The organism is Paraburkholderia sp., assembly GCF_004298475.1.
Classification (GTDB): domain Bacteria; phylum Pseudomonadota; class Gammaproteobacteria; order Burkholderiales; family Burkholderiaceae; genus Paraburkholderia; species Paraburkholderia denitrificans.
Genome location: NZ_SCRP01000031.1, coordinates 80088 through 105279, shown reverse-complemented (window position 1 = coordinate 105279; position 25192 = coordinate 80088). Strand labels below are relative to the sequence as shown.

The following is a 25192-nucleotide window of genomic DNA, read 5'->3' as shown; positions in this document are numbered from 1 at the left end:
AGACGCGCCCAGAAGCCCTCGTAATCGCGCTCGGCTTCCGCGCACAGTGCGTTGTAGGCATCCATGCCCGACACCGTCGCATTCGCCACCATTTGCGCGGACGGCGCGAACACGCGGTGCTCTTGAAGAACTGATTCAATCGTAGACATCTTCTCTCCCTGTCTCCTTCACTGCATATTCCGGCCGTTTCGCGGCCTGAACATGGTGAAACTGTTTAGAAAAATCTCCATTGATTCTGCGGCTCGAAGTGACCCGAATAACTGACAGCACGAACCGTGCCAAAGTCTGAAAGCGCCTGATTCCAAGGGAAAGGAGTAAAGACGCGCTCCCCCACTGCCCAAATACGACGCACCCTGATCATTTTCTGAACAGTTGCACGCCATACCCGTGATTTCGATAGCCGTTGCGCTGCCAAACAACCGCACGAAAACTATTCTTTGGCGCGAGTCCGACCGAATCGCACGTTGGCCCTCTTGTTGCATTCGACACAACCCCAGGCGCGTGACTGAACTAACGACGCTGTGATTCGTTTGTCTGAATGGACCTAATCTTCTGATTTTCAGTTTCGACGATGCCGCTCCCGGTATTTCGCAGCGAGCCGCAATTGATTTGATTTGATTTGTTTTGTATTGCGCGCAGACAGCAGCCAAGGCGCGGGTCCGTTCATCGGTACCTTGCTCGCCACCTGCCCTGGAAAATCGCGTATGCCGCGTGCTTGTTTGGCCCGGTACTTGCTTTATGGATTGAAAACAGTCCGGAAAACGACCGGCCACATTCTCCGGAGGAGACAATGCGCGATGACGTTCCTCAGGCGGCCGCGGCAGGCGGCACGCCGGCTAACCGGCCACCAGCGGAAATCAAGAAGGCCCACGAGCGATCCGAGACGTTCGGCCTGCTGGTGGGCACACGACCCGACTACGACGTCCTTTCGAGCACGGCGCTCGAACTCAAGCGCGAGCAGAACCACGTGTTGTGCATGCAAGCAATGCCGGTGATGGAGACGCTGCACGAACAGATCGCCAACACGCACAGCATGATCGTGCTCACCGACGCACAAGGCCTGATCCTGCACTCGATCGGCGACGACGACTTTCTTCCCCGCGCCGCGAAGGTCGCACTGCTAGCCGGTGCGAACTGGGCTGAAGACCAGCAGGGCACCAACGCGATCGGCACGGCGCTCGCCGAATTGCGCCCGATGGTCGTCCACGGCGATCAGCACTACCTCGCCGCGAATCACTTCATGACCTGTTCGAGCGTGCCGATCCTCGACCCGTACGGCGATGTGGCCGGCGTACTCGACGTAACCGGCGACCACCGCAGTTATCACCAGCACACGATGGCGCTCGCCAGGATGTCCGTGCAGATGATCGAGAACCATCTGTTTACGGCAACCTTTCGGGAAGCCCTGCGCGTGTCCTTCCATGGACGGCCCGAGTTCCTCGGTACGTTGATGGAAGGGATCGTCGCGTTCACGGCAGACGGCCGGTTCCTGTCCGCGAACCGCAGCGCGCAATTCCAGCTCGGTATGCCGCTCGCCGCGTTGCGCGCGCACACGCTGCCGTCGCTGTTCGACGTGACGTGCGCGCAACTGATCGAACGCATGCGCACCAGCGCCGACCAGCATCTGATGCTGAACCTCGGCAATAGTGCGGTGGTGTGCGCACGCGTGCAGTTCCGGCGCGCCGCACAAATGCCCGGCAACCGACCGCCCGAGGTGCACGACACGGCTAATCCATCCGCACGCGCGACCGGCGCTCAGGCTCAGGGCGCGGCGGCAGGATTATCGCGGCTCAAATATCTCGATACCGGAGACCCGCAGGTCGCGTCGGTGATCACCAAGGTGCGCAAGGTCATCGACAAGGACATCCCGATCTTGATCACCGGCGAAACCGGCACGGGCAAGGAACTGCTCGCGCAGGCGATCCATAACGATTCGTCGCGGCGTGACGGACCGTTCACGGCAGTCAATTGCGCGTCGATCCCGGAATCGCTGATCGAATCCGAACTGTTCGGCTATGAAGAAGGCGCATTTACCGGCGCGCGACGCAAGGGAGCCATCGGCAAACTGCTGCAGGCCGACGGCGGCACGCTTTTCCTCGACGAAATCGGCGACATGCCGCATCCGTTACAAGCGCGGCTGTTGCGCGTGCTGCAGGAGCGGGTCGTCAATCCGCTCGGTTCGACGAAGGCCATTCCCGTGAACCTCTCGATCATCTGCGCAACGCACCGCGACTTGCGCGACATGATCGCTCAGAACCGTTTCCGCGAGGACCTCTATTACCGGCTCAACGGCCTCACGGTGCGGCTGCCACCGTTGCGCGACCGTACCGACCTGGCCATCGTCGTCCAGAAGATGCTGCAGTACGAGTCGCACGGAAACGCGTACGGAAATGCGCAAGAGAGCGCGCACCAGCCGTCACTGAGCATCGAGCCCGAAGTGATGGCGCTATTCGAAAGCTGTGCCTGGCCGGGCAATTTCCGGCAGCTTTGCAACCTGCTGCGCACGGCTGCGGCCATGGTCGACGAAGATGGCGTAATCCGGCGCGAACATCTGCCCGACGATTTCTTCGACAACGTCAGTTGCCGCAATACGCCAACGCCGTGCGATACGCCGGGTACACCGGTTACGCCGGTTACACCAGTTGCGCAGCCCAATGCGGATGTCCAGGCCACGGCTAACACGCGCTTGCAGGACGTCGCGACGGCAGCAATCGCCTCCGCGCTCACCCACCATGGCGGAAACGTATCCGCGGCGGCGCGCGCGCTCGGCGTATCGCGCACCACCATCTACCGGCGAATGCCGTCGGTCGAGCCGACCGATCATTGACACATCGATCGCCGGCCAGCCACTGCGCGCATCTGTCACACGCAGCGCTCTAATTCACAACAGGTGTTCAATAAATGAACACCTGTTGTGACCGCAATGGCCCTCATTATTGTGTGGGCTTCCCTCATCTCGCTGCAATGCAGCGAAAGACGTCCGGCGAATGTGATTTCGAAGCGGCGTCGCTTTGAATAATCGGCATTCAGGCCGTGCGATCTAAATCAGCGCTCCGAAATATAAATATGTCTGCAATTGCGCCATAATTGTCCAGCAAGATGCGCCACCTGAACCAAATTGCAACACATGCCTGCTGCCCGATCACGATCCGGGTTCGCAGATAACGCTGCCAGATCGGTGTTCTTTAATCATGGTACGCATATTGCTTGAGATGCCCTTGCGACACTCACGTTGTTCTCCTCCAAACAATGAACCGGAGATACCAATTGAATCCCTTCGATCTGAAACAGCTTGGCATCGATATCGAATACCCCTATCGCAACCGGTACGACAACTACATCGGCGGCAAATGGGTCGCACCGATCAGCCAGGAATATTTCGAAAACATCTCGCCGATCAATGGCCGCGTGTTCTGTGAGATCCCGCGCTCGAACGCTGCCGATATCGATGCCGCTCTCGATGCCGCACACGCCGCCCGCCGCAAGTGGGCCAAGACGTCGGTCGCCAATCGCGCGAACCTGCTGCTCGCAGCGGCCGACAAGATGGAACAGAATCTCAAGCTTCTGGCAGTAGCGGAGACCATCGACAATGGCAAGCCGCTGCGCGAGACGATGGCTGCCGACGTGCCGCTCGCCATCGATCACTTCCGCTACTTCGCGGGCTGCATCCGCGCGCAGGAAGGCGGCATTTCGGAAATCGACGACAACACCGTCGCGTATCACTTCCACGAGCCGATCGGCGTGGTCGGCCAGATCATTCCCTGGAATTTCCCGCTGCTGATGGCGGCCTGGAAACTCGCGCCCGCACTGGCAGCAGGTTGTTGCATCGTGATGAAGCCCGCCGAGCAGACACCGGCATCGATTCTCGTCCTGATGGAATTGATCGGCGATCTGTTCCCGCCGGGCGTGATCAATATCGTGAACGGTTTTGGCAAGGAAGCTGGCGAAGCACTGGTCACCAGCACGCGCATCTCCAAGATCGCGTTCACGGGTTCGACGCCGGTCGGCAAGCGCATTCTGCGCGCGGCAGCCGAAAGCCTGATTCCCTCGACCGTCGAACTGGGCGGCAAGAGCCCGAACATCTTCTTCGCCGACGTGCTCGACCATGACGACGCGTTCCTCGACAAGGCACTGGAAGGCCTTGCGATGTTCGCCCTGAATCAAGGTGAAGTCTGCACCTGCCCGTCGCGTATCCTGATTCAGGAATCGATCTACGAGAAATTCATCGAACGCGCGGTGGCCCGCGTCGAACGCATCAAGGCCGGCAATCCGCTCGACATGCAGACGATGATCGGTGCGCAGGCATCGAAGCAACAGCTCGATAAAATCCTTTCGTATATCGACATCGGACGCAATGAAGGCGCGCAATGCCTGACCGGCGGCGCACGGGCTACGCCCGCATCCGATCTGGACGCAGGCTTCTATGTCAAGCCGACGATGCTGCTCGGCAACAACAAGATGCGTGTGTTCCAGGAGGAAATTTTCGGCCCGGTCGCATCGGTGATGACGTTCAAGAACGAAGAGGAAGCCATCGAGATCGCGAACGACACCTACTTCGGACTGGGTGCGGGCGTCTGGTCGCGTGACGGCTCCCGCGCGTATCGCATGGGCCGCGAGATCGAAGCCGGGCGCGTGTGGACCAATTGCTATCACCTGTATCCCGCGCACGCGGCGTTCGGTGGCTACAAGCAATCCGGCATTGGACGCGAGACGCACAAGATGGCACTGTCGAACTATCAGCAGACGAAGTGCCTGCTGGTGAGTTACGACGCCGACGCACTCGGTTTCTTCTGATTCCGATTGCCCGGTAACACGATGGCACGATGGCCCCCTAGGGGCCATCGTTCACTCCTGATGTGCCGATAAAAATCATGCGCCTATTCCAAAGCCATCTTGTCCGGCTGCACATCAGGCGCCGCGTGGGCCTCATCCTTACCTTCGGCACGACGCTTGCAGGTGTCCCGCACCTCGTCCTGGCACAGAGCACTCCGCCTGCCACGGCTGGCGACGACACGGCCGCAAAGCAACTCGCGCCCATCGTCGTGATCGGCACGACACCGCTGCTCGGCATCGGCACGCCGCTCACGCAGGTTCCCGCGAACGTGCAAACGGTACGCGCGCGCGACATCGAACAGCAACACCGCGCCACACTTTCCGACTACTTCGAGAAGAACCTCCAGAGCGTCGATATCAACGAGGCTCAGGGCAACGCGTGGCAAACCGACGTCAACTATCGCGGCTTCACGGCCTCGCCGCTGCTCGGCACGCCACAAGGGCTTTCGGTGTTCCTCGACGGCGTGCGCGTGAACGAACCGTTCGGCGACGTCGTCAACTGGGATCTGATTCCGCTCGCCGCCATCGACACGATCCAGCTGATTCCCGGCTCGAACCCGACTTACGGTTTCAATACGCTGGGCGGCGCGCTCGCATTGGCGACGAAGAATGGCCGCAATCATCCGGGGGGCAGCGCCGAAATCAGCGGCGGTTCGTGGGGACGAAAAACCGCACAAATCGAACAGGGCGGCACGATCGGCCCGAACCTCGACTACTACGTGACGGGCAACGTCGCGAACGATAACGGCTGGGCCGACCACAATGCGAGCAAGGTGCGCCAGGGCTTCGGCAAACTGCGTTACACGGACGCCGATACGACCCTCTCGCTCTCGGCAGGTGGCGCCGACAACACGCTCCAGGGGTCGCAAACGATCCCGCGCTCGTTCCTCGACAATCCGCGTCAGGCGTACACCTATCCGGACCAGAACCAGAACAGCGCCGCATGGGTCACGCTCTCGGGCGATCACTACTTTACCGACAACGTCGAATTGAGCGGCAATATCTACTATCGCCACTACGACAACCGGAATACCAGCAGCAACATCAACAACGATTTCGATCCGACCGATCCCACTTCGCCGGAAGGCACCAACGCGCTGTCCGACGTGACAACCGACAGCTACGGTTCGAGCCTGCAATTGACGCTGCTCGGCAAGCTGCTCGGGATGAAAAACGATCTGGTGCTCGGCGCAAGCGCGGACCTTGCGAATTCCCAATATCTGCAATCCGTACAGAACGCCACTTTCACTGCAACACGTGCGACAGTGGGCGTCGGCGATTTTCAGTTGCAGACCAACGCGAAGACGCATAGCGCGAACTACGGTTTCTACTTCAGCGACACGCTTTCACTCACGCAGCAACTCTCGGCCACGGTATCGGGCCGCTACGACTGGGCACGCGCCGACATCGGCGACGAAAGCGGCCTGCAGCCCGCGCTCGATGGGCGTCACACGTTCTCGCGCTTCAACCCCGCCGTCGGTCTGAACTGGAACCCGTCGACAGCGCTCACGGTATATGCGACCTACAACGAAGGCATGCGCTCGCCCACGGTGATCGAGCTCGCCTGCGCGGACCCGAATGCGCCCTGCTCGCTGCCGAACGACTTCATCGCCGATCCGGATCTGCGCCCCGTGATCGCAAAGACGTTCGAGATCGGCGCGCGCGGGCGGATCGGCTCGGCCACCACATGGAATGTGGCGGCCTGGCGTACGACGCTCTCCGACGACATTCAATTCATCAGCAGCGGCGCGAGCAGCCAGGGTTACTTCCAGAATGTCGGTAAAACGCGCCGCCAGGGCTTCGAAGCGGGTGCACGCACACGCATCGGGCGGGTCGGCATCGGCGCGAACTATAGCTACGTCGATGCGACCTATCAGTCGACTTTTGTTTCGCGCAGCCGGAGCAATTCGAGCGCCGATGCGAACGGCAACATCGTCGTGCGATCCGGCGACCGTATTCCGGGCATCCCGGCCAATTCAGTGAAGCTGAGGCTCGATTACACGCCGGTCTCGCAGGTCAATTTCGGTACGAATCTCACCTGGCGCGGCAGCATCTTTGCGCGCGGCGACGAAAACAACCAGGACGCGAATGGCAAGATCGCAAGCTATTTCCTGATCGATCTCGACGCGACGTGGAATGTGACAAAGCAGTTGCAGATCTTCGCAACCGTGACTAACCTGCTCGACAAGCAATACGCGAGTTTTGGCGTACTGGGAGAAAACTTCTTCAACGGACCGGGCCACTCGTTCGATCCCGCGAATCCCGTGAACGAACAGTTCGTCGGCGTGGGCGCACCGCGCGGCGCATGGGTGGGACTTCGCTATGCCTGGAGGTAATGGTGCGCCAGGCGTGTGGATAAAATACCCGGCGAACGAAGTCGTCGTCGTGTTCGCCGCCGTCCTCGCGCTCCATGCCGCACTCGCGTTGTGGTTGATGCGCGCGCAAACGGTGCGCGTGGTGCCGCTCGCAACACCACGCACAATCGTCGCGCGCCTGCTGACTACGCCGCCGAGCATCGTCGCAACTGCGCCGCAGCGCGCAATCGTTCCGGCACGCACACCGGCAATCGCACCCGCCCACTCGCAACCGCAGCCGCGACCGCAACCGCGCCAATTACCGAAAGCAAACCGGAATAACACCGCGCTACCGCAACCGGCGCAGCACATCGAAACAACACCACAGCGCGAAGCGAATGTTGCGCCGCCACCGTCAACTGCGCCCACCACTTCGCAACCGGCCACGCCGCCAATAGCACAACCGGCTTCGCCTCCGCAGGAAATACGCACCCCGAAACCGGTTTCGCATATCGATTGCAGCATCACGCAACCCGACTACCCCGAAGCGGCGCGCCGACGCGGCGAAACCGGCACGGCACTCGTGCGCTTCGTCGTGGACACGGAAGGGCACATTCAACACGCGCAATTAAAGCGTAGCAGCGGCTCGCCGCGCCTCGACGAAGCCGCGCTTGGCGCGTTGCAGGGCAGCACATGTCACCCGTATCTCGAAGCGGGCGTGCCCATTCCGGTAACGTTCGAACAGCCCTTCACCTTCGGGCTGGAGAACTGATCCGATCGAAAGAACCCGCAGCAGCGGTCACGGAGAATCACGGAGAACGCGTTATGCAACATTACGGACTTGAAAACGTCTGGTCGCAAGGCGATATCGTCTCGCGCTCAATCCTCATCGTGCTATTTACGATGTCGGTGCTCTCCTGGGTCGTAATCGTCGTGAAGCTCGTGCGCATCGTCCGGCTCGCACGCTACGTCGATAGCGCCGTTACGCCGTTCTGGCATGCGGGCTCATTCGAAGCCGGCGTACAAAGCCTGGACGCTGCCGGGACGAACCCACAGCACAACCCTTTACTCGCCCTCGCGCGCGCGGGCAAGACTGCCGCAGCGCATCATCGCGACGCCAATCCGCAAATCCACATGCGCATCGACGCTTCGGAATGGATCACACGCTGCCTCAAAGACACGCTCGACGAGTGGATCGCACGCATGCAGGGCGGTCTTGCGATGCTCGCGTCCATCGGCAGCACTGCGCCGTTCGTGGGCCTCTTCGGCACGGTCTGGGGGATTTATCACGCCCTCATGGCGATCGGCGCAAGCGGGACGGCCACGATCGATCATGTAGCGGGCCCGGTCGGCGAGTCGCTGATCATGACCGCATTCGGGCTCTTCGTCGCGATCCCGGCCGTGCTCGGCTATAACGCGCTGACGCGCGCCAATCGCACCGTCGTACACAAGCTCAACCGCTTCGCGCACGACTTGCATGCCTACCTCGTGGCGGACATGCGGCCTGGCTCGCGTGGCGCTGCGGTGGCGCGCACACAGCGCGTCGACGACAACAACGGAGCACTCGAATGGCAATGAATGCACCTTTCGGCGACGACGCCAACGACGATGCATTGATGAACGAGATCAACATGACGCCGCTCGTCGACGTCATGCTCGTACTGTTGATCGTGTTTATGGTGACGATACCCGCGCTACAGCATGCGCTGAAGATCGACTTGCCGCGCGTCGTCAGTCAGCCCGAGGCAACGGCGGCGCAGCATGTGGACGTGGGCATCGCGGCGGATGGATCGATCTTCTGGAATGGCACGCGTATCGAAAGCGGCGCGCTTTCCGCGCGACTGATCGCGGCAGCTGCGGCGAGCCCGCGTCCCGAGCTGCGTCTTCATGCGGACCGTGCCGTGCGCTACGAGCGTGTCGCGGACGTGATGGCTCAAGCGCAAGCGGCAGGAATGACACAAATCGGTTTTGTGACCGTTCCACAGGGACGGCCGTGAGCCGTCCCAGTTGCTCGCAATCCGGCTAGAACCGGTTGATCATGCCGATCTGCATGCCTCGCACCGGCGCGCCCGGCCAGGTGGGTGGCAGGCCCGTAACGTTCACGCCGCGCAGTGTAAACGCCGCCTTATTGCGGTTACGCAACCAGCCGGCGCTGGCATAGAACTGCAACCGCTTCGACAGACTGTACTCGCACATCGCGCTGAACTGGTCGGCGTTGTTTGCTTTGCCCGAACGGTCACGCACGTACGCGTAGCCAAGCGAAGCATCGAAGACAGGCGTGAACGCATAGCGCAGCGACACCGCAAGGCCGTCGTTGTGAAAAGCGGGTTTACCGGCTCCTGCATCGTTGAACCAGTCCGCAAACAAAGTCGCCTTTTGCACTTCGTATGAAGCACCGGCGATATTCGTACGTAGCGCGCCGCTGCCGTGCGTCTGCTGGTGCGCGTAGGCGAGCAGAGCCGGGCCGTGCCGATATGTGACGGTTTCGATATTTCCCGCGAGTCCATTGCCGTCGTTATCGCTGCTTGCCCGCAGCGACGCCATCACGGTCGCGTTAAAACCCGCGATCGTCGGCGACAGATAGGTCATGGCGTCGCTCAGATAAGGCGTGATCTTCGAGAAATTGTTCATCCCCGACGCGATCGTCCCGGCGCCAAACGCGTCGATCATGCCCTTGAACGGGATATAAATCGGCGAGTACTGTCGACCGACACGCACCTGGCCCCATCCGCCGCCAGCGCCAATCCACGCCTGGCGGCTGAACAGCGTGCCTGGCGTCGAAAGCGTCCCATCCGTCGTACCAAAACCGCTCTCGAGCGCGAACAGAATACTCGTGCCATCGAAGACCGGCTCGCTGCCGCGCAGCCCGATGCGCGGCCCGCGGTAGGCGCCCGAATCCATTCGGGACACCCACCGGCCGCCCGGATTGGTGGTCTCAATACTCGTATCCATCAGGCCGTAAAGCGTGACCGATGCCTGCGCTCGCGCATTGGGCGTCAATGCGAGCAATACGCCCAGCGCGCCGAACGCATATATACGTTGCGACACGCTGATACGGATACCAACGTGCCGCGAACCACGGCGCCAATACCCACCCCTCAAGATGCCTCTCCTCCGGGCACTTCGTCTTTCTATTCAGATGCCGATCAGAAGTGATGCATGATGCCGACGTTCGCCAGGACCGTCTTCGCACCCGCTGCAGTGCCGCCCGATACGATGGACGTCTTGAGTCCTTCGAGCGGATCGGCTGTTCCGACTACGCCGGCATCGACATAAGCGACCTGCGCATACAACGTGGTGCGTTTCGACAATGAAAAATTGTTGCTCAACACCAGTGATCGCGTGATGCTTCGGTGCGCGCCGCTATAGGTGTTGTAATAGCCGGCCAGCGTCAGCGTATTGGCGTAATTCCACCGGTAATCGATGCCGGGGCTGATCGAGCGAACGTTCGAGATGTCCGGCCCAAAGACCGAGCGATCGATCACGCCGAGATAGTTGAGCTTGCCGGTAAGCGGACCGTACGACATTGCCACGCCGAAATTCCACAGGCGACTGACGTTTTCCCCCGTCACACTGTCGGCAATCGACTGATACGCCGCCGATGCGGTAAACGGGCCGGTATAAGTCGCGCCCAACGACATTTCGCTTCCGTTCTTGAGGCTGCCGGGTACGCCGCCGAACGACCAGGCGCCGCCCACCCAGACCGGCCCCAGCGTATTCGAATACTGCACGGCATTGCCGATGAACACGCCAACGTCGTTGCCGGGATTGGTGCCCGCGCCTTCAGCATTGCCCGGCGCAGGCAACTGGTTGTATGCCCACGTATAAAGGTTCGAGAGATTCTCGGCAAAACCTCTCGGCTCGGTCGAAATGGCGGCCAGCAGCGACGGGCTATACATCCGTCCGAGGGTGACCGTGCCCCAGTGGGTGCTGAGTCCGATATTGGCCTGGCGCCGGAATATCTCCGACGTGAATCCAGGACCGCTCGTCAGCGTGCCGTTATTGCTGCTGAAATGCCCTTCGAGATTGAAAATGGCCTTCATGCCGCCGCCGAGGTCCTCAACCCCTCTAAACCCCCAGATGCTCGGGGCGATGCCGCCGGTTGCGAGTTGAACCTGACTGCCCGATCCCGTTGCCGCACGGTTCTGATACAGCACACCGGCATCGATCGTTCCGTACAAGGTCACAGACGATTGCGCCGACGCCACACCGGACGCTCCACCCAGCACCACCAACAGGAAGGTCTTTCGAAAATGTCTATTTTTCATTATGTCTCTAGTTATTCGAGTGATATTGGTTCACTTCGTTTGATTTCCCACCATCCCCTCCAATCAGGACATGGGATCGGACACGTCACGTTCTCCTATACGCGCCTCCTCGAATACATTGATTGTTATATTAATTGACAACGTCAGATATCAGCGAGCTACAGTCGAGACCTGCAGCTACGTTCGATCAGACGCGCTTCGCGTAGACGTTGCACCAGCCTTCTGCGGCCACGTTCTTGCCGGGAAACATCGGGCAAGTCCCCGATGCCTCGTTCGACGCCCCTTTAAAGAAGCGGCAGTTGGCACACTTCAGGCCGGCCTGGTATTTCGGGGTGTGAGCTGCATCGACCGTGCCTGCGTTGGCGTGGTAACCCAGACCCTTGGCAGCCGCATCGTTTTCGTCGACGAGCGGCACATCCGCTTTCGCGCCTTGCGCAATGGCGAGCGACGCGCATACGCCGATCGATTGAATCATGAACACTCGTCTTGCTTTAGAAATCATTTTCGCATTCCTCAATAAAAAAGTTTGAAGTCCAGTCGTTAGCCTGGACAATCCTCAGTTATTTGCGCGGCCCGGCGTTGAGCGGTGCCGTGGAGTCGTTCGCGATGTCTGCCGTCAGGTGACCCTTGCCGGCGTTGTAACCGTTCTGATAGAGCAGGAAGGCCATCAGGTCGGCATAATCCGCGTCCTTCATCTGGCCGGGGTGATCGGCGGGCATGTTGTTGGACATGTACTGGAAAATACCGCTGACCGTGATATGAGAATGCTCGGCGGGAGCGAATGCCGGACCGCTCAACGCGGGCCCAACGTTACCCTCCAGATTGTCGCCGTGGCATTTCGCGCAGGAACTGGTATAAAGCGCCTTTCCATGCGCCACCTGCTCTTTGTCGAACGACGGCACCCCCGCGGTGGCCGTACTGTCCGCCACCTTGATAAAACCGCCGCCGAAGGATGAGCCGGAAGAAGGTGTATAGCCTGCAAGGCGGATTCCACCGGACGCAGGCCGCGCATGGACCGGCCGGCTGACCGCCGCTGCCCGCAGGTTGTCGGGCAGCGCCCACTCACGCGTGAGCCTGGCCAGTGCGCCGCTCTCGCGCAATTTCGTCAGCGCCGCATCGATACGTTGGCGCAGGTCCTCGCTGCCCGAGTTCAGCGCGAACACGAGGGTCCAGTCCGAATAGTCGGAAGCCACCGGCGCCACATCGAAGCGCTGATGCGGATGCGCGCGCTCATAAGCCACGACCGCCGGATACCAGACGATGGCGCGTTGAGCACGCTTCGTCGCCACAGCGTTGACCGTTTGCTCCGAGGTGTTCTCCAGATCGTAGTGTGCATATCGCTGCTGGACTGCGATCAGTTGGGACGGGCTGGAATAAGTTGCGGCAATCGTTTCATGTTCCGGCGCCGCGGCGCCCGCGCCGTGCGGCGCAATGCTCACATAGCCGGAGTGCAGGTAAGGCTGCGAGTACAGCATGGACGTTCCGTGGCTGTCGGCGTCCGACGACACCGGGAATCCGGCGACCACGTCGCAATTGTGCGCCAGCGATTTTGCGAGCTCATGCGTCGAAACGCCATCGTCGTCACCGTCCTTGATGCCCTTTTCGCCGATCGTTGCTTCGATACCAGCAACACGAAACACTTCGCGCGCCACGGACGTGTCCAGCGCTGTCGTAGGGTTGCCAGGAAACATGCAAACCCGAACAGTCCGTGCAGAGGCAATTGAGGGCACACATGCCGCCCCTGCAGCGACCAGGGAGGCAAAAATCAGGGAGGTCGATCGAATATTCTTCATGATGCGTTCCGATTGAGGCAAGCAAGCCGTGCCCTGCGTGCAGCAGGGCAGGGCACGGATCAAACAAGACCAAACAAAAACAAACGTGACTAAACTAACTAGGCGTAACTAAGCGGGGATCAGTTCTGGCCAAGCGCGAACACGTACAGCGTGCCGCCGCGCGGAACATCCTTGGCGATGTCGGCCATCGGGCCACCCCAGATCGGATTCGCGCCGCCGTAGCCGGCCACCACCGCGACATATTCCTTGCCGTCGACTGCGAACACCGAAGGCTGCGCGATGACGCCGCTTGCGAGTTGCGGGCTCGTCCAGAGGATCTTGCCGGTTGCGGTATCGAACGCGTACAGGTGACCGTCGAGCGAACCGCTGAACGACAGACCGGTCGACGTCGTCGCTACGCCGCCATTCCAGGGCATCTTGGTCCAGTGGCTCCAGAGCTTCTTGCCCGTATTCACGTCGATGGCCTGCAGTTCGCCGAAGCCTTCGCTACCCGGTTCAGGCTTGATCTCGAAGCCCTCGCCCAGATACGGCAGCCCTTCCATATAGCTGACCCGTTTGCCGGACAAGCTCATGCAAGCATGCAGGGTCGGCACCACGGCGATATGGCGAACCGGGTCGTACGACATCGACCACCAGTTCTTGCCACCGAGAAAGCTCGGGCACGTATCGATCGTCGTACCCGCCTTCGGATACTTGCTTGCGTCCGCAACCGGGCGGCCATCGTCCGTGTAGCCGGTGACCGAGGTCGCCTTGACGAACGGCTTCGCGTAAATCAGCTTGCCGGTGTCGCGATCGATGGCAATGAAAAAGCCGTTGCGGTCGGCGTGGATGATTGCGTTGTGATCCTTGCCTTCATAGTTGATTTTGGCGAGGATCGGCGTGTTCACGCCGTCGTAGTCCCACGTATCGTTCTGCGTGTACTGGTAATGCCACTTGAGATCGCCGTTCGCCGGATTGAGCGCGAGCAGCGAATCCGAGTACAGGTTGTCGCCCGGGCGCAGCGCCGCCAGCCACGGGCCGGGGTTACCCACGCCCCAATACAGCGTCTTCGATTTCGGGTCGTACGTACCCGTCAGCCACGCGGCACCGCCGCCGTGCTCCTGCATGCCGTCGGGCCACGTTTCGCTGCCCTTCTCGCCCTTGCCCGGGATCGTGTAGCGCTTCCACTGGATCGAACCATCCTTCGGGCTCAGCGCCGCGATATAGCCGCGAATCCCATACTCGCCGCCCGACGTGCCCACGAGAATCGAATCGTTCAGCGCGAGCGGCGCCAGCGAGAACGCGTAGCCGAGGCCGGGATCGAACATCTGCTTCTTCCACACCAGATCGCCGGTTTTCGCGTCGAGCGCAGCCACTTCGCCGCTCAGCATCGCGATATAGACGTTCTTGCCGTACAGGGCGACACCGCGATTAACCACGTCACAGCAGGCCGTCTTGAACGACTCGGCGCCCAGCTTCGGTTCGTAGTTCCAGAGTTTTTCGCCGGTTTTTGCGTCGAATGCGTAGACGTTGTTCTTCGGCGTGGTGATGAACAGATAATTACCGTTGACGATCGGCGTCGCTTCGAAGCCCTGCTTCAATGCCTCGGGAAACTTATAGGTCCACGCCGCCTTGAGATCGCCCACATTCGCTGCGGTGATCTGATTGAGGGACGAGTGCGATTGACCGTTGTACGTGCGGTAGTAGGTCAGCCAGCCCGGATCGCTCTGCGCGTTTTCCAGCCGCTCGAAGGTCACGTCCTGATAGTCCGAAGCCGCCCGGGCCATGCCGCCGGCCAGCGTTGCAACGGCAGCGATTCCGATTGCCAACTTCGTCATTCGGTGTGCATAAACAGCACGTTTTCTCATTTTCGTCTCCAGATTTTGGATTGGCGTGACAGGCAGATAAACCGGACACCCAGGCAGGCACCGATTCAACTGACATCGTTAAAGCACACTCCGTGCCAGAATGCCGCACATCACAAAGATCAAGCTATCTTGAGATTTTCCGACGTTCAAGTCAGGGTTTGCCCGAGCACGATAGATGACTGCATCTGTCGCATTTCGTCACACCCCTCGTTTCACATGTCACCAAACAGGACACTGCTGCGTGGAGCACCCGCAAACAGCGGGTTGCTGAGCGCTACGGGAGATGCAATGGGCAGTGGTCTGATTGTCGATGTTGAACGCCGGATGACAGCCATTAGTTGGATGAGGCAGAAATGACGAGCGGCGACCACCAGAACGATGGTCACCGCGAGCATTGATCGCCGGGAATCGGCACTTCCCACCGGAATCGCTAACCAGGATGTGGGCGGTAGAACATCAGCCTTACCGCCTGCGGATGATCTATTGACCGGTTTTTCGGCCCTCAGAACCAGTGATTTACGGAGACAAGCGTTACCAATGGATCAAGCGTGATCTTCGCGACGCTTTTAACCGTCTCTCCTGCCGGGAGCGGGGTGGTCAGGCTGGCCCTGGTCGAAAACGGAAGATAAGAGATCGAAAACGCGGCCGACCAGTGTTTATCGAATTGGTACGCAATCCCTCCGTTGAACACGGGAGACCATTCGCTATCGACATGCGCGCGGGTTGGCAGCCCCGCTGTTGCACCGCGGGTCAACTGCATACTCAGTGCCTGCTGAAAAGCAGCCGACACGTGAGCATGGGTAAACCAGATGTAGCTGACGCCGAGGCCCAGCCAGGGTCGCCATCTCCCCTCAGGTTGCAGAAAATAGTACTTCAGCAACAGCGCCGGACTCCATTGCCGAACGTCTCCGAGTGGGTTAATTGAAGGCGACGCAAGAACTCCCGTACCTGAGAATTTGAATTTGGGCGGAATTCCGGTTACCGTTTCAAGCGCAATGCTATCGGTAAAGAAATGCGTGAATGTGATTCCCAGCGTATCGGCATTGTCGACATCCGCTCCGGTATTGGCAATCGATTGACCGCCGACGACTAGTCCATTGAACCAATGAAATTGCACCGATCTAAAGGTGCATGGGAAAAATGAATCTGAGTGAAGCCGAGCGCGAAGCACTGCTGTCGATGCAGCGCAGCCGAACGATGGCCGTTGGCCAAGTAAGGCGAGCGGCGGCTGATCCTGCTGCTCGACGAAGGGGCCTCGCGCGGGGCGATCATGAACGAATTGCGATGCGATTCGCGTTTCATTACCACATGGCAAACCCGCTTCGCCAGTGAACGTCTGGCAGGCCTGTATGGCAGGCACCCAGGTCGTGCGCCGCGCCGTGATGGAGCGCATCGAAAGCATTCTCGGCGCGCGCCTCGACGAATCCGGCTGGATTGCGAAGCTCGACATTGCGCTCAAGCTGTGCAACTCGCAGAAGTGAGCCATACGAAGTCTATCGAAGCGCTCACCGGTTTCGGCAAGAATCACAGCATGCGCTTCAGAACATTGTTCTTCGAGACGAAGTGATGCTTCAGTGCGGCGCCGGCATGGGCCGCCACCAGAACGGCCAGCGTGTAGCACGCAACCTTGTGCACCGCAAACCACTGCTCCGTGACCGGCCCGGCGGAGAACGGCGTTTTCACGAATACAGTCCAGAACAGCCAGTATCCATCAGGCACCATCATGAATCCGCTCAGAAGCACCACAGCGATAAGCGTGTAAATGAGCGAATGAACCAGATGCGCAATCGCGCGCTGCCTTTCTGGAATCGAATCAATTTCCGGCGGCGTCTCGCGGAAGAACGACCACAAATACCGCATCGGAAACAGGACGATCAGGCACGTCGCGAGCGACATGTTGAGCGTCGACACAAAACCCCAGATTTTCTGGTTCGTGATGAAGTGAAGCGAGATGCCTGCAACCATCGTGTAGAGAATGATGGCCGCAAATACCCAATGCAGCGCACGGGACAGCCGATCATATCGGCCGACGTTCGCCGATCGAGGGCATGCACTTGCCTGCGAAGCGGAAGACATGTCTAAACATCCTTTGTCTATGGCCGATCCATTGATCGGTATTACTCAACGATGAAAATTATCTTCACCGAATGAGAGGATGTACAAAAACATGAACGCTTTCTAAATGCCCGCGACGCCCTAAAGTGCTACAGGGCGAGCCGAATTGACGGGTCGCCCTGGGTTGGCTAGAAGTGACAGTCCGCCGTGCTCACGAGCCGCACGAAAGGACCGTTCGAGGTCAGATTGGATTGAAGGCCGGGATCTGCGGCCGCGCAACAAGAACCGTTGCCCGGATTCTCACCAGCAGGCCAAACGCACAGGCAAGCGTGCCGTATCGGAGAGAGACGCGGCGAAAATGCGTGATACGGTCGAAGTCACGCACGCGGCCTGCTACGACACGCGTAAAACCGCGTCAGTGATGCGTAGCGGAGCGGCGCGCCACCATGACCGCGCTGAGCCGGGCCAGTTGCTCCCGATCCAGATTCGCTTCGGCGAATGGCAGAACATCGCGCTCTTCCCTGGCGATATGGGCGGCGTAAGCACGCTTGAAGTCATCCACCGAGGCACGCTCGAGCAGCCGCGCTTTGCCTTCGGCAATTTCGGCCAGCACCGCGCGCAATTGCGTCCACGCTGCCTCCATGGATCGATGCTCGCCAAGCAAGGATGCGATCAGTTCGCCCACTGCCTGGCCCTGGCGTTGACCGACTTCGACCAGCATCGGAAAGAGATCCTGCTCCTCGTCAGCATGGTGATGCGCACCCGCCACATCGAAATAGCGCATGACGTTTCTGGCTGCCTGCTGCGCCTGCGCGTCTGAGCCATGCTCGGGGAGGTACGCCGTGAGCTTGTCGAGCGTCGCGCACTGAGCGGCAATTCGCTCGTGGCACGCCTTCAGCATTTCGATGGGTTCGTCAAAAGTGGGCGCTGGCTTGAACAGGCGGCTATCAGAAGTCATTTTGTACTCGTATCGCGACACGTCAGCCACCTTGTTATCGGCGCGCCAACGTGTCAGGTAGTACCGGAATTGGCCCGGCCTGCGCTTAACATCGACGAACGATACATCTTTTATGAGATAAGCACAATGCCCACTGATCGGCGCAAGCATTTTGTCGCACCGCACGGGCGTTCTGCCCACGCCCACGTGCTGCAGGCGGCGACTTCCGAATCGCCGCTGACGCAATCAGCCTCGGCCTCACGAAGATGGCCGAGGCCTGTCCGGATTTACTGATTCGCTCCGATCAGCAACGTGCCGCCTACAGCGCGTTCTCCGCTGCCATCAGACGGATGGCCCACGGTCGCTCCGTTCACAACCATGTTGCTCGACCCGCCGCCATCGAGATTGATGGCCGAGGCCGCACCGAGCCATGTCATCACAGCCGACGTTTCCTGAATCGAGGTTCCCAGGCTGACCATCGGTTGCCGCCCGTCGATCTCGACCAGCAGAATCGTGCCGTCTCCGCTCACGCCAATTGCCGTGCGCCCGTTGCGCGCCACAACCCAGCCGTCGTACCAGCGATTGTTGGATGTGCTTGCCGGGTCACCATTGCCGATTCCGCTCAGGGTCGGCGAGAAACCTTCGGCCCAGGCGTTCTCCAGCAGATTCGCCACCGAAAGTGTCGGTCCTGCCTCGACGATCGCCATACCTGGTGCGAGCGCGATCTCGTTTCCGTTCGAATAGACGTGCTCCGCCCGGGTGAGTTTCGTACCGACCGCCGCGTGACGCTCGAGCCATGCCGCGCTCTTGCCAAGGCCTTGCAGTACGTATCCGCCCTTCGGCGCAGGCGAACCGAGCGTCGCGTGACTCGCGACGACCGTACCGGCTGCGTCAACCACCAGTTCGTACGTCGCTCCGTTGTAATTCGCGTTGACGAGCGTGTTCGACGACTTGCCTTGCAGGTAGAGCGCGTCGTACATCACGAGATCGTCGAAGTTGGTGCAGACGTAATCCTGCTGCGGCGTCGTGATCGGCGCTTCGGCCGGCGTGCCGCAATTGACGACTGTGCCGAGTATTGGACGGTCGATACTCTTCACATCGATGGCCGAATTCTGCGCGTCGGTCACCGTTATCGACGACGTCAGCTTCGGCAGCACCGTCACCTTTGGATGACCTGCGCCAGTCGTCGTGATCATGACGCCGGGGCGACCGCCTGCAGCCGTGCCGACCAGCTTTCCGTCAACCACCGTTGTGCCGACTGGCGACCGCGGCGGCTGCGGCGACTGCGGCGTGCGGAAGGGATTGATATTCGAGAAGAATCCGGCGTTGATACCGGCCACGGCGCCGAGCCGCGACACGGCGGCAGACACGGTTTCACCCGTACCGCCGAGGTTGTTTCCCCCAGGCAAGGCAAACGAAAGCCGCGCAGTGGTCTGCGATGGTTTGATCGCCAGAACGTTAATGATCCATGGGCCGGTGGCGCCGTTGCCGGCCAACGCGGTGTTCCGCACGCCCGGCTTGAACTTGTTGGACTTGTTGGCTGTTGCTTCTGCGATCTGGTTGGCGTGCGCGGTCGCTTCGTCTTGCGTGCCGAACTTGCCGACCGACAGGTAATAGCCGAGTGCATCGCCCTTGATGTCCGTTCCGGCGGACCGGTCGAGGCGCGTGTCGAATCCCAACGCGTTCAACGCGTCGGCATCGGCTTGTGCCGCATCTTGCGTCGGATAAAAACCGATATTGACGGTCCAGAAGTCGTTCGGGCTCAGCGCGCCGCGCTGGATCTGGTAGTAAGTGACGCCTGCGGTCACCGGCCGGCTTGTAATCGATTGACGGGTCCCCGCAGGGCCGAGCGGTGCATCCGTAGACGGCATCGTCCAGGTTTCGGGCGCAGTTGCGGCGATATCGCTGCCGCACCCGCCGAGAAACATCGAGCCAGCTACGATCAGGACTGCGACACGAATTGAACAATAACGGTGATTAATCACAGCGCACTTCCTCACTTCTTTGAAATTGGGAAGTCGAGGTTATGGCCTGAACATGAAACTCGTGTGATGAGCGCGCCTCGTGGTTGAAACCAGCCCCGTGATGACACCTGTGTCCGCTCAGCGGACGAAGGTCAGCGCGACCGTATCCGGCCCGGTCGGGCGGCCCAGCAGATTCAGCAAACCCGCCAGATTCTCGCGCTGATCGGGCGTTGCGCTTGCGGTTCCCTCGAACGAAGTCGATGCGCTCGATAGTGTGCCGTGCCCGTTCAGCAGCAGCGCCCCCTTCTGAGTCGATAGATCGAGCGACGACGACGCGCCCTTCGCCTGCACCACGACCTCATACGATCCGAGCGGCTTCACAAGCGATACGCGCGAGCTCATGTCGGCGAGCGAGATGGTGAGCCGTCCGAATGCATCCGTGCCAAACGTGCGCCACGGGCCCCACGCGAGCCGTACCCTGCCATCGAAATCGAGCGTATTGAACGGCGCGCCAAGCCCCGCGAGCAACGAAGCGGGCACGGCAATCGAGCCCGCTGTCAAGGTGGCGCCGCGCGGCGTCGCCTCGACGGTCACCGGTTCGGGCATCGCCTCGGTCTGGCGCATCTGCATGCGCACGCGCCCTGCGAAAAGCGGCCAGAAAGCGGTCCGCCACTCGACGCGGCCCGGCAGCAGCGTCGCACCATTCGCTTGCGCGCCCGCCGCGAGCATCAGCGTCGCCGATCCGTTCCACAGCGAGCCTGCCGGATCGACCAGGTTCACGTGGCCGTGGCTCATGTGCGCGAACCGCGGTGCAATCCAGGCCGCGGGCAGGCGCGCGAGCAGCACGGCGGCGCTCGACACCACACCCACCAGCAGCCACGGCAATGCCGCTCGCGCGCGTCGCATCCAGTACGTCATACGTTGATATCTCCTGTCGACCAGAGTTGGCGCTTCAGCGCTTACTCTGGTCCCATGCAAAGCTGTCGACCAGAGTTGGCGCTTTAGCGCTTACTCTGGTCCCATGCAAAGCTGTCGACCAGAGTTAGCGCTTTAGCGCTTACCCGGGTCCCATGCAAAGCCCGATTGCACTCACTGCACGTTCGCCGGTTGCAGCAACACGCTGAGGTCGACCTGGCCATCCGGCTTCTGCGCCATGACGTGCGCCTCGATCACCTCCACCTTGAATTGCCTGCGTACGTCGTTGAGCCATGCCGTAACGGCTGCGAACGCTGCATTCTCAAGCTGCACCTGCGCCGTCGTACCGATCAGTCGCACCTGCGCGTCCTGGAGGTCGTGCTCGCCGAGCGACGCCGTCATCGCATCCTTGAGCGCCGCACCGGCCGGCGCTACGCCTGCCGCCTGGCCCGCGAGCGAGCGCGCCTCGTTGGCCTGCGCCGTCATCTGCGCAAGCTCGCGCTGCAAGCGCGGCATACGCTCGCGCAACTGCGCGCGGCCGTCAGCGGCGGGCGCCCACAGCACCGACCAGCCAATCGCCACAGCCAGCGCCGCGCCGCCCCACGTCAGCAGCACCTTTTCGCGCGCCGTGCGCGATTCCCAGAAACCGGCCCACGCGCCGCTCAAAACGGTTGCCTTCACGATGCGCTCCTGATCGTCCATTTGTCGTTGCTGCTGTCCGCCGTGCCCGCGAGGCCGTTGCGCGCAAGCCGTCCGGCGAGGCCGGTATCGACATTGACGCCAGGCTGGAACGTCACTTCGAGGCGGCGCTCGCGATAATCGAGTGCGGCGATCGCGTTCGCGGGCACAGGGCCGAGCGAACGTGAGAGACCGTCGGCGAGCGCGAGGAAGTCATCGGGCGACGGCTCGCCCGCCGCCGTGCGCAACTGCTGCAACCCGCGCGTCATCTGGCCTGCCGCATCGAGAACGACGGTGGTCTTCGGAAATGCGTTAAGAAGCGTTTCGGTCATCTGCGCCTCGATGGCGTCGCGCTGGCGCGCGAGCATCAGCCATTGAAGATTGGCGCCGACGACCGCCACCGCCAGCGACGCCGCCACGAGCGCGATCGGCACGCGCAGGCGGCGCAGCGTCGCGCGGTCGAGACGCCACGGCTGCGCGGCGAATTCGAACTGGCACAGATCGAAACGGCAAGCGAGCGCGCGCCGCGCAATCGCTTCGAGCGTGAGCGCTTGCGTGCCGGGCAGCACCGCGGCGGACGATTCGCCCGGCAGATCCGATAACGAATAGAGCGTGACGGGCGCGTCGCCGGCCAGCGCCGCAATCGTGGCGGCTGCGCCATCGGCAGGGATCGCGAAACCTTGCTCCGACACGCCGCGCACGACTGCAAGTTCGAGCGCGGCGTCCGGCGCGGACGGCGCTTGATCGGGCGCGTCGCCCGCAAGCAGCGCGGGCGCGGTGGACATGACGTGGCCGAACACGCAGGCGATCACCGGCTCGATTACAGGTTCAACTGCGGGCTCGACAGCAGGTTCAACTACGGGCTCGACGGCCGCTTCCGGCGTGTGCACTTCGGGCAGTGGCAGGCAGCGTGCGACGGGCACGGCGCGCAGGGCGCGATGCCCAGCCGCCGAAAAGCCCTCGACCAGAAAGCGCAACCAGCCGCGATCGATCGCCGCGACCGTATGCCGGCCATCGGCCATCGACTGCGGGTCGAGTGCAAGATGACACGTCTGCGGGTCCTGGATCAGTTGATCCTCGACGACGTTCGGCAGCGCCTGGCGCAGCCGCGGTCCCTTTAGCGGCGGCACAGCGACCTGCACCATCAGCAGGTCGCGCGCGGCGATCAGCAGCACGGTCGACGACGCGCGCGGCAGCAGCGCGAGCGCCGCACGGCCCGTACGTTGCGTATTGCCCGCCTTGTCGAGCAGCACGAACGGCAGTTCCGGCAACTGCCATTCCTGCGAGTGCACCGCCGGATCTCGCGGCGGCATCAAAACCATCAGCGTGCTCAAACGCACCTCTCTTCGATATTGGATTGCGTCGGATTCATGGTTCGTCGCCCACGCGCACGATGCGCGTCATATGGGTGAGCGGGTCGCGCCAGACGAGCGTCGTGCGGACCACCTCGGCGCGCTCGTGGTCCACGCGCGAGTGAACGAGGAAATAGCTCGTGTTGACGTCCCACTGTTTCGTATCAGTCGACGTTTGCGGTATGCCTGCACCCTGTAGCGCCAGTTGCACGTCGGCCACATTGCGGAAAAACACGTGCTGGCGTCGCGCCACGAACGCCTGCGCGCTCGACAGATTCATGCCGGGCACAGTCGCCGCGATCACTTCCGCGCTCGCTGTGTTCATGTTCACTGCCGTCGTGGACGGCAAGATCGTCACGAACGGACGCAGTCTCGCGACGGCGTCCGGCGTGAAACCCGGAACGTCGAGCAGCGCATCGACGCTCGTCATCATGAGCGGCGCGACTGCGCTGTTGCTGTCGGCATCGTCGAGTCCCGGGTTGCTGGCGAAAGTCGAGGCGCTCACTGCACCACCCGCACCACCCGCGCCGCCTTGAAGCGGCTGCGCGGCGGAGGTCACGTCGGTCTGAAAGCGCGTCGCCGAATGCATCAGCCCCGAGCGCACATACACAGCCGTGTTCTTCGCCAGTTGCCCGTTGATGCCGAGCAGTTGCAGCAGGCGCGCGAACGCCTCGATCTGTTTGAGATCGAGCTGGAGCAGACCGGGCGCGGGGCTCGACACGAGGTTGCGCAAATTCAGGCGCGCCTGGGCGTCCTCGATCGAACCGGCGAGATACGTGGCCGCGCCCTGCTGCGCGCGCACGTCGCCGATCTGGCCGAGGAGGTCGGACAGGCGCGTCCGCGCGACCGGCACGGCCCACGCGCCGCCGAGCCAGGTGATGGCCGCCGACGTATCGGCTTGCGAGCGCAGCACGAGCCGCGTCCAGTCGAGCGCGCCGCGCGAGATCCATTGGGCCTGCGCGATGAGCCGCTGATTCTCGATACGGCGCAACTGCACTTGCTGGCGCCATAACAGGCCCGCAACGAGGATGGCCGAAAGGGAGACGACCAGCATGGCCGTGATGATCCCGGCGCCGCGCTGCGAGGCGCGGCGGGGCCGCTGCAGGGGACGCCGCAGGGGACACGCGACGTGAAGATTCGGCGTACGCATCGTCATCCCCCCACCAGAAACACGCGCGTAACGGGCCACTGAAGCGACGGAGCGCTCACGCGCACCTCCAGCCCCGTTACAGCGCGCGGCAGCGGCGCATGGGCGGGCGACGGCATCTTGAGATTGTTGATATTGACGGCAAGTTGCGCGCCCACGTCCTGCATGTCCGAGATCCAGCCGATCTTCGGCACGTAGAACCGGGCGCTGATCGAATCGACGCCGCCCATCATGGGCAAAGCGCTCCACGCGTCGCTCTCGCCGCCGCGAAGCGCGCGCCCCAGTTCTCCCCGATTCGCCAGCGGCGGCGACGCGTAGCGCACCACACGGCCTTCGTTCAGGCGATAACGCACCACCTGGAGCCGCGGGGCCGCACCGGGCGGCACGGCAAACGTGCGCACGATCTGCAAAACACCCTCATTGAGCGAGATCGCGCTCACGCCCGCTTCATCGTCGTCGGCAGCGCGACGGCAATCGATCTGCATCTGGTCGAACATCTGCGCGAACACGCGTTCATCGGCCATCGAACGCGTGATCGTTTCACGACCCCGGATGATCTGGTCGAGCCCGCGCCACGAGAGGATCGCCACCACGGCGAGAATGGCGATTGCAACGAGCAGCTCGATGAGCGTGAAGCCGCACGCCCGCTTACCGCGTGCGACGCGTGCGCGCTTACAGGGAACGGTTCGTCTCATTGCCGAGCACCGTAACGAGTTGTGCAAGATTTCCTGTTCGGCCGGGCGTCGTGACCGACACCTCCACGCGACGAAATACCGGATTGGGCGACTCGCTCACCGTTTGCGTGCAAATGAGCGGCAGCGCGGCCTGGGAGCAGTCGAAGCTCCGCTCGCCGAGCGCGGGCCACGCGTGATCGAGACGCAGCTGCGCGAGTGCGTTGTCGGCGCTCCAGCCCGCGAGCAGGCGCTCGTGCAGATCCGCCTCGCTCGCGGCAAGACTGCCCACGGCGCGCAGCGACGCAACAAGCGCGATTGCGATGATCGACAGCGCGACAAGCATTTCGATCAACGTGAAGCCCTGCATGTGGTCTCGAATGCGGCCTTGAATGTGGCCTTGAATGCGCGCTGCGCCGAAGGAGCGTTGGAAGGTCG

The 25192-nt window shown here is 61.6% G+C and carries 22 protein-coding genes and 1 pseudogene; 8 read left to right on the top strand and 15 right to left on the bottom strand.

The window, feature by feature from the left end:
• Window positions 1-790 precede the first annotated feature (790 nt).
• The 6 genes from EPN59_RS15390 to EPN59_RS15365 all read left to right on the top strand — a co-directional run bounded on the left by EPN59_RS15390 (window position 791) and on the right by EPN59_RS15365 (window position 9124).
• On the top strand, window positions 791-2827 hold the full coding sequence (locus EPN59_RS15390; RefSeq protein WP_293035412.1) for a sigma-54-dependent Fis family transcriptional regulator: 2037 nt from the start codon (window positions 791-793) through the stop codon (window positions 2825-2827).
• A 440-nt stretch (window positions 2828-3267) separates the two neighbouring features.
• Window positions 3268-4794: an aldehyde dehydrogenase family protein gene (locus EPN59_RS15385; RefSeq protein WP_293035414.1), complete on the top strand. Its 1527-nt coding sequence runs from the start codon at window positions 3268-3270 to the stop codon at window positions 4792-4794.
• A 77-nt stretch (window positions 4795-4871) separates the two neighbouring features.
• Entirely contained in the window at window positions 4872-7169 is a 2298-nt protein-coding gene (locus tag EPN59_RS15380; RefSeq protein ID WP_293035416.1) for a TonB-dependent receptor, read from the top strand.
• The gene (locus tag EPN59_RS15375) at window positions 7156-7899 is read left to right on the top strand and encodes an energy transducer TonB (protein ID WP_293035418.1); all 744 of its coding nucleotides are present in this window, start codon (window positions 7156-7158) and stop codon (window positions 7897-7899) included. The genes EPN59_RS15380 and EPN59_RS15375 overlap by 14 nt, the downstream gene beginning before the upstream one ends.
• A 53-nt stretch (window positions 7900-7952) precedes the next feature.
• Window positions 7953-8705, top strand: coding sequence for a MotA/TolQ/ExbB proton channel family protein (locus EPN59_RS15370; protein ID WP_293035420.1), 753 nt, complete (start codon window positions 7953-7955; stop codon window positions 8703-8705).
• Window positions 8696-9124, top strand: a complete 429-nt coding sequence (locus tag EPN59_RS15365) for a biopolymer transporter ExbD (protein ID WP_293035422.1) — start codon at window positions 8696-8698, stop codon at window positions 9122-9124. Before EPN59_RS15370 ends, EPN59_RS15365 begins: the two co-directional genes overlap by 10 nt.
• A gap of 25 nt (window positions 9125-9149) precedes the next feature.
• Here the strand turns inward: EPN59_RS15365 and EPN59_RS15360 are convergent, their stop codons facing one another.
• The 6 genes from EPN59_RS15360 to EPN59_RS15335 form a co-directional block, all read right to left on the bottom strand.
• Window positions 9150-10175 (bottom strand): porin, encoded by a 1026-nt coding sequence (locus EPN59_RS15360; protein WP_293035424.1) that lies wholly within the window; start codon window positions 10173-10175, stop codon window positions 9150-9152.
• A 98-nt stretch (window positions 10176-10273) separates the two neighbouring features.
• Complete coding sequence (locus tag EPN59_RS15355; protein ID WP_293046335.1) at window positions 10274-11359, bottom strand: porin; 1086 nt, start codon at window positions 11357-11359, stop codon at window positions 10274-10276.
• Between the two features lie 223 nt (window positions 11360-11582).
• Complete coding sequence (locus EPN59_RS15350) at window positions 11583-11897, bottom strand: high-potential iron-sulfur protein (protein WP_293035428.1); 315 nt, start codon at window positions 11895-11897, stop codon at window positions 11583-11585.
• A gap of 58 nt (window positions 11898-11955) precedes the next feature.
• Window positions 11956-13188 (bottom strand): c-type cytochrome, encoded by a 1233-nt coding sequence (locus tag EPN59_RS15345; RefSeq protein WP_293035430.1) that lies wholly within the window; start codon window positions 13186-13188, stop codon window positions 11956-11958.
• A 119-nt stretch (window positions 13189-13307) separates the two neighbouring features.
• Window positions 13308-15005, bottom strand: a complete 1698-nt coding sequence (locus EPN59_RS15340) for a methanol/ethanol family PQQ-dependent dehydrogenase (protein WP_293035432.1) — start codon at window positions 15003-15005, stop codon at window positions 13308-13310.
• Window positions 15006-15537: 532 nt separating this feature from the next.
• Window positions 15538-16152: an OmpW family outer membrane protein gene (locus EPN59_RS15335; protein WP_293035434.1), complete on the bottom strand. Its 615-nt coding sequence runs from the start codon at window positions 16150-16152 to the stop codon at window positions 15538-15540.
• Window positions 16153-16166: 14 nt separating this feature from the next.
• Between EPN59_RS15335 and EPN59_RS15330 the strand changes: the two are divergent.
• Together EPN59_RS15330 and EPN59_RS15325 are read left to right on the top strand one after the other, a co-directional pair.
• Window positions 16167-16416 (top strand): annotated as a pseudogene (locus EPN59_RS15330) (helix-turn-helix domain-containing protein); the annotation flags it as partial.
• Window positions 16385-16516 carry a hypothetical protein gene (locus EPN59_RS15325; protein ID WP_293035442.1) on the top strand — a complete coding sequence of 44 codons (132 nt, stop codon included), beginning with the start codon at window positions 16385-16387 and terminating at the stop codon, window positions 16514-16516. The pseudogene EPN59_RS15330 and the gene EPN59_RS15325, both read left to right, overlap by 32 nt.
• A 43-nt stretch (window positions 16517-16559) precedes the next feature.
• Here the strand turns inward: EPN59_RS15325 and EPN59_RS15320 are convergent, their stop codons facing one another.
• From EPN59_RS15320 to gspI, 9 genes are all read right to left on the bottom strand, one after another.
• Window positions 16560-17111, bottom strand: coding sequence for a cytochrome b/b6 domain-containing protein (locus tag EPN59_RS15320; protein ID WP_293035436.1), 552 nt, complete (start codon window positions 17109-17111; stop codon window positions 16560-16562).
• A gap of 394 nt (window positions 17112-17505) precedes the next feature.
• Window positions 17506-18198 (bottom strand): hemerythrin domain-containing protein, encoded by a 693-nt coding sequence (locus EPN59_RS15315; RefSeq protein WP_293035438.1) that lies wholly within the window; start codon window positions 18196-18198, stop codon window positions 17506-17508.
• A 116-nt stretch (window positions 18199-18314) separates the two neighbouring features.
• On the bottom strand, window positions 18315-19955 hold the full coding sequence (locus EPN59_RS15310) for a phosphodiester glycosidase family protein (RefSeq protein ID WP_363928568.1): 1641 nt from the start codon (window positions 19953-19955) through the stop codon (window positions 18315-18317).
• A gap of 174 nt (window positions 19956-20129) precedes the next feature.
• Window positions 20130-20909, bottom strand: a complete 780-nt coding sequence (locus EPN59_RS15305) for a type II secretion system protein N (RefSeq protein WP_293038946.1) — start codon at window positions 20907-20909, stop codon at window positions 20130-20132.
• A 171-nt stretch (window positions 20910-21080) separates the two neighbouring features.
• Window positions 21081-21587, bottom strand: coding sequence for a type II secretion system protein M (locus tag EPN59_RS15300; protein WP_293038949.1), 507 nt, complete (start codon window positions 21585-21587; stop codon window positions 21081-21083).
• Window positions 21584-22918 (bottom strand): type II secretion system protein GspL, encoded by a 1335-nt coding sequence (gene gspL / locus EPN59_RS15295; protein ID WP_293038952.1) that lies wholly within the window; start codon window positions 22916-22918, stop codon window positions 21584-21586. Before gspL ends, EPN59_RS15300 begins: the two co-directional genes overlap by 4 nt.
• Before the next feature lie 34 nt (window positions 22919-22952).
• Window positions 22953-24092, bottom strand: coding sequence for a type II secretion system minor pseudopilin GspK (gene gspK / locus EPN59_RS15290; protein WP_293038955.1), 1140 nt, complete (start codon window positions 24090-24092; stop codon window positions 22953-22955).
• Entirely contained in the window at window positions 24089-24778 is a 690-nt protein-coding gene (locus EPN59_RS15285; RefSeq protein ID WP_293038958.1) for a prepilin-type N-terminal cleavage/methylation domain-containing protein, read from the bottom strand. The genes gspK and EPN59_RS15285 overlap by 4 nt, the downstream gene beginning before the upstream one ends.
• Window positions 24756-25124 (bottom strand): type II secretion system minor pseudopilin GspI, encoded by a 369-nt coding sequence (gspI, locus tag EPN59_RS15280; protein WP_293039016.1) that lies wholly within the window; start codon window positions 25122-25124, stop codon window positions 24756-24758. Before gspI ends, EPN59_RS15285 begins: the two co-directional genes overlap by 23 nt.
• Between the last annotated feature and the right edge of the window lie 68 nt (window positions 25125-25192).

Excerpts from the sequence above, each read along its gene's own strand:
- gspK (WP_293038955.1), bottom strand. The coding sequence starts at position 24,092 with ATGACGATGCGTACGCCGAATCTTCACGTCGCGTGTCCCCTGCGGCGT.
- EPN59_RS15350 (WP_293035428.1), bottom strand. The coding sequence starts at position 11,897 with ATGATTTCTAAAGCAAGACGAGTGTTCATGATTCAATCGATCGGCGTA.
- EPN59_RS15285 (WP_293038958.1), bottom strand. The coding sequence starts at position 24,778 with ATGAGACGAACCGTTCCCTGTAAGCGCGCACGCGTCGCACGCGGTAAG.
- EPN59_RS15315 (WP_293035438.1), bottom strand. The coding sequence starts at position 18,198 with ATGCTTGCGCCGATCAGTGGGCATTGTGCTTATCTCATAAAAGATGTA.
- EPN59_RS15380 (WP_293035416.1), top strand. The coding sequence starts at position 4,872 with ATGCGCCTATTCCAAAGCCATCTTGTCCGGCTGCACATCAGGCGCCGC.
- EPN59_RS15340 (WP_293035432.1), bottom strand. The coding sequence starts at position 15,005 with ATGACGAAGTTGGCAATCGGAATCGCTGCCGTTGCAACGCTGGCCGGC.
- EPN59_RS15305 (WP_293038946.1), bottom strand. The coding sequence starts at position 20,909 with ATGACGTACTGGATGCGACGCGCGCGAGCGGCATTGCCGTGGCTGCTG.
- EPN59_RS15345 (WP_293035430.1), bottom strand. The coding sequence starts at position 13,188 with ATGAAGAATATTCGATCGACCTCCCTGATTTTTGCCTCCCTGGTCGCT.
- EPN59_RS15310 (WP_363928568.1), bottom strand. The coding sequence starts at position 19,955 with ATGTTTCTCGGCGGGTGCGGCAGCGATATCGCCGCAACTGCGCCCGAA.
- EPN59_RS15325 (WP_293035442.1), top strand. The coding sequence starts at position 16,385 with ATGGCAGGCACCCAGGTCGTGCGCCGCGCCGTGATGGAGCGCATCGAA.
- gspI (WP_293039016.1), bottom strand. The coding sequence starts at position 25,124 with ATGCAGGGCTTCACGTTGATCGAAATGCTTGTCGCGCTGTCGATCATC.
- EPN59_RS15390 (WP_293035412.1), top strand. The coding sequence starts at position 791 with ATGCGCGATGACGTTCCTCAGGCGGCCGCGGCAGGCGGCACGCCGGCT.
- EPN59_RS15365 (WP_293035422.1), top strand. The coding sequence starts at position 8,696 with ATGGCAATGAATGCACCTTTCGGCGACGACGCCAACGACGATGCATTG.
- EPN59_RS15375 (WP_293035418.1), top strand. The coding sequence starts at position 7,156 with ATGCCTGGAGGTAATGGTGCGCCAGGCGTGTGGATAAAATACCCGGCG.
- EPN59_RS15370 (WP_293035420.1), top strand. The coding sequence starts at position 7,953 with ATGCAACATTACGGACTTGAAAACGTCTGGTCGCAAGGCGATATCGTC.
- EPN59_RS15320 (WP_293035436.1), bottom strand. The coding sequence starts at position 17,111 with ATGTCTTCCGCTTCGCAGGCAAGTGCATGCCCTCGATCGGCGAACGTC.